We start from the raw sequence: 4,420 nt of genomic DNA, 5'->3' as shown, positions 1-4,420 counted from the left end.
CCCGAAGAGCTGGGCCGTTGGAGTCTGGACACAAAAATACAAAAAAAGCATCTGTGATTTTTTCACAGATGCTTTTTCATGCTTATTTCGTTTTCAGTTCTTCCAGCGAAAATTCGTTTTTCACAAATTCCTCTGCTTCCAGCCAGTTATATACCCGGATGACGTTTTTCGGTACAGGCAAACGGTTGTAGGGAGTATCGAACAGCAAGACAGGAATATCCAGCTCTTCGCTGATTTCCACCGCATTGTCGTGCTTGTCTTCAAAGAAGAGATCGACATTATGCCTTTTGGCCGTTTCAATCTTATTGTGTGTACCGATCAACTCGATGTGATCGAAGGCGATAGCGTGCTTTTTAAACCATTCCAGTGTAATATCCGAAACATTTTCGCCCCGGGCTGAAATGTAGAATAATTCATAACGTTCTTTCCATTGATTCAGGATGTTCTTCGCATTTTCCGATACTGGAGAAGAAGCATAGATCATGGATTCCGCTTCCCTGAACCAGGAGTAGAATTCTCCAGGTTCCAAGTGGGGCAGGGCGGAGGTCAGATCATATTCCTTGATGTCATCCAATGTCAGTTCACTGTTGAATTGTTTGTTTATGTGCGGGATCAGCGACGTCGGAGAAGTGACCGTCCCGTCAATATCTATACCAAAACGATATCTCATAGCATCACAACCTTAGGCTTGTTGTTTTTCCATTTCCGCTTTTTCAGCGGCCTGTTTTTCGAAATATTCCTGTGCAAGCTTGTCGATTTCGATTTTAAGTTCTTCCACCATTGTTTCTTCCGGAACTTTGCGGACGGTTTTGCCGTGCATGAACAGCAATCCTTCCCCGCGTGCGCCTGCGATGCCGATGTCAGCTTCGCGTGCCTCTCCAGGACCGTTGACAGCACAGCCCAGGACAGCGACTTTAAGCGGCGCTTTGATATGTGAGATGTATTCTTCCACTTCGTTGGCGATTGAAATCAGGTCGATTTCAATACGACCGCATGTCGGACATGAGATTAAAGTTGCCGCATTGGAAGAAAGTCCGAAAATTTTCAGCATTTCACGTGCTACTTTCACTTCTTCCACAGGATCAGCGCTTAATGAAACGCGCAGCGTGTTACCGATGCCTTTGGCCAGCAAAGCACCGAGTCCTGCAGCTGATTTAACTGTACCGGAGAACAATGTACCGGATTCAGTGATTCCCAGGTGAAGGGGATAATCGAAGGCTTTGGAAGCTTTTTCATAAGCTTCGACAGCCAGGCTGACATCCGATGCTTTCAACGACACGATGATATCATGGAAATCAAGATCTTCGAGGATCTTGATGTGGTGAAGCGCACTTTCGACCATGCCGTCAGCTGTCGGATATCCGTATTTTTCAAGAATTTTACGTTCCAGCGATCCGGCGTTGACGCCGATGCGGATAGGTATTCCTTTTGCTTTACAGGCATTGACGACAGCTTCCACTTTTTCACGTCGTCCGATGTTGCCCGGGTTGATGCGGATTTTATCAGCGCCTTGTTCGATAGCGATCAGCGCCAGTTTATAATCGAAATGGATGTCGACAACAAGAGGGATGTTGATGCGCTTTTTAATCTCGCCGATTGAGTAAGCGGCGCGTTCGTCCGGGCATGCCACCCGTACAACCTGACAGCCCGCTTCTTCGAGGCGCAGAATCTCTGCTACTGTCGCTTCCACATCATGTGTTTTTGTTGTGGCCATACTTTGAATGAATAATTCATTGCTGCCGCCGATTGTGATGTCTCCAACTTTAACGGGGCGTGTTTTTGAACGGTGAATGATCTCACTCATCAATTAATCTCTCCTTTTGGGATATTCGGGCTGATGCAGCCAGTCCCGCTTTTCTATGCCGGATTTCGGAGTTTATAAAATCCTCGCCGGCTCTGCCTGTTGCCTATTGCTATTTTAGCAGTCGATGGCTGTAAAATACAAGAAAGAACGGCTGAGCCTCATTTGTGCTGTGGAGGCATCTTCGGATAATACTTGATCGCCATATACAAATAAACAAGGGTCAGCAGCGAAATCAGCAGCGGCAGCCATTCGCTTTCCGTAAAAAAGCCGGCGGCCAAAGACAATAGTGTCGGAAATGTGACACTGAGCGCCGCGGTCCGCCATAGATGCCGGTACTCCCCACGCCGTTTCACCGCTTTCAATATGCCCATGCCAATCCATGCAAACAGGCTGATTTTAATGAAATGATAAAGTGTTGTAGAAACAAACAGCAGGAGGAAGGCCAACGGGTAAAGCAGGACTTCGATTTCTTCTATATAAAGAAGCAAACCCTCCAAATCTCCCGAAACACTGTTCAAACCTGTAATGAATTCAATGAAAGACGCAATTGTCAGCACCAGGATAAACAGGAAAACAAAGCGCAAGATTTTGCCGATCGTCATTATTCTGACGGCTGCCTGCTTTTTAGGTTCCATTAAGCTGGCTTTCAATAATTGAAAAGTATTCAAATCCATCTTCCTTTCATCTGATTCTACTATCGTACCATGATATGAAATTGAAATAATTGCGCTTTGTTACGGGATTGTAAATTTTTATTAAAGGTATTTACATTTGAATGTAGAACTCTTCATAATAGACAAGGTGTCAATACGCAAATCTAGGAGTGATTGTTAATCGTGGAAATGAACTGGCAAGAAATATTATTCTCCTTCTTTGGTGGACTTGGTGTATTCCTTTTCTCCATTAAATATATGGGAGATGCTTTGCAAAAAGCGGCAGGGGATAAACTTCGGGATATATTGGATCGCTTTACGACCAATCCATTCATGGGTGTTCTGGTTGGTATTGTCGTTACTATTCTTATTCAGTCCAGTTCAGGTACGACAGTTATCGTCGTCGGTCTGGTAAGTGCCGGCTTTATGACATTGCGTCAGGCAATCGGAGTTATCATGGGAGCAAACATCGGGACGACCGTGACGGCTTTCATCATTGGACTTGATGTAGGAGCGTACGCTTTGCCGATCATGGCAGTCGGTGCTTTCCTGATATTCTTCTTCAAGAAAAATAAAATACAGAATATCGGACAGGTTATTTTTGGTTTCGGAGGTTTGTTCTTCGGAATGGAAACGATGAGCGGGGCGATGAAACCATTGCGTGAATTGCCGGCCTTCATCGATATGACGGTCAATTTAAGTGAAATGCCTATCCTGGGCGTAGCAGTAGGAACCATCTTCACTTTAATTGTCCAAAGTTCAAGTGGTACTATAGCAATCCTGCAGGGTCTTTATGCTGAAGGACTGGTTACACTCGATGCCGCTCTGCCGGTATTATTCGGAGATAACATCGGTACGACCATTACTGCAGTTCTGGCTGCACTTGGCACGTCCGTTGCCGCCCGCCGCGCAGCAGCTGTCCATGTCTTATTCAACGTTATAGGGTCTGTCATCTTCCTCATCTTGCTTGTGCCATTCACGGCTTATGTGGCATGGCTTGGAACGACATTGGGGCTTGAACCGAAAATGGAAATTGCATTTGCGCACGGTACATTCAACGTGGCGAATACACTAATCCAATTCCCGCTTATCGGACTCTGGGCATACCTTGTGACCAGGCTGATACCGGGTGAAGAAGTGACGATTGAATTCAAGCCGAAACATCTTGACATTCATTTTATCGAACAGTCGCCTTCAATCGCACTTGGCCAGGCAAAAGAGGAAATCCTCCGCATGGGTCAATATTCGGTGCAGGGTTTGCAGGAAACCTATGAATATCTTAAATCAAAGAGTTCAAAAAATGCTGAAACCGGTTACCAGCTGGAAGATGCCATCAACAATCTTGACAGTAAGATAACTGATTATCTGATATTGATTTCTGCAGAGTCACTCTCAGCTGCAGATTCAACACGCCATACAATGCTGATGGAAACTGTGCGCGACATCGAGCGGATCGGCGACCATTTCGAGAACATTATCGAGCTGATCGACTATCAGGTGAACAACCGGGTCAATTTGACTGAAGATGCCATGGAAGATCTCCGGGAAATGTTCACGCTGACAATCGCAACAGTCCAAAAATCTCTGGATGCACTTGATACGACAAGCCATGAGCTTGCCCGTGAGGTTGCGGAACAGGAAGACCTCATCGATAAGATGGAGCGCAAATTCCGTAAGAAACACATTCTTCGTGTAAATGAAGGAGCATGTTCGGCACAAGCCGGTATCGTCTTTGTTGATATCGTCAGCAACCTTGAACGTATCGGTGACCACTCAGTAAATATTGCAGAAGCTATTCTTGGCAATAGAACATAAGTAAACGATTTAAATATATGATTATTATCTCCCTTTCATCTTTCTTTACATTTTAAAAAATGTAGGGCACGATGGAAGGGAGCTTTTATTTCAGTTTCATTTAGGATTGGGTAACTACTTGTCCAGACTCCAGCGGCCCAGCTCTTCG

General features: G+C 45.3%; 4 protein-coding genes. 1 reads left to right on the top strand and 3 read right to left on the bottom strand.

Annotated features, from left to right (window positions below):
• Window positions 1-82: 82 nt before the first annotated feature.
• The 3 genes from KW93_RS11715 to KW93_RS11705 form a co-directional block, all read right to left on the bottom strand.
• On the bottom strand, window positions 83-670 hold the full coding sequence (locus tag KW93_RS11715; protein ID WP_033543207.1) for a nucleotidase: 588 nt from the start codon (window positions 668-670) through the stop codon (window positions 83-85).
• 12 nt (window positions 671-682) lie between these two features.
• Window positions 683-1,804 carry a flavodoxin-dependent (E)-4-hydroxy-3-methylbut-2-enyl-diphosphate synthase gene (gene ispG / locus KW93_RS11710; RefSeq protein WP_033543206.1) on the bottom strand — a complete coding sequence of 374 codons (1,122 nt, stop codon included), beginning with the start codon at window positions 1,802-1,804 and terminating at the stop codon, window positions 683-685.
• Between the two features lie 158 nt (window positions 1,805-1,962).
• Window positions 1,963-2,472 carry a DUF1189 family protein gene (locus tag KW93_RS11705; RefSeq protein WP_052131587.1) on the bottom strand — a complete coding sequence of 170 codons (510 nt, stop codon included), beginning with the start codon at window positions 2,470-2,472 and terminating at the stop codon, window positions 1,963-1,965.
• Between the two features lie 168 nt (window positions 2,473-2,640).
• Here KW93_RS11705 and KW93_RS11700 point away from each other — a divergent pair, with 168 nt between their 5' ends.
• The gene (locus KW93_RS11700) at window positions 2,641-4,272 is read left to right on the top strand and encodes a Na/Pi cotransporter family protein (RefSeq protein WP_033543204.1); all 1,632 of its coding nucleotides are present in this window, start codon (window positions 2,641-2,643) and stop codon (window positions 4,270-4,272) included.
• Window positions 4,273-4,420: the final 148 nt, after the last annotated feature.

Source organism: Planococcus sp. CAU13 (genome assembly GCF_000775575.1).
In the GTDB taxonomy this organism is placed as follows: Bacteria; Bacillota; Bacilli; order Bacillales_A; family Planococcaceae; genus Planococcus.
The sequence above is the reverse complement of the archived record's forward strand: the minus strand, read 5'-3'. Positions and strand labels throughout refer to the sequence as shown.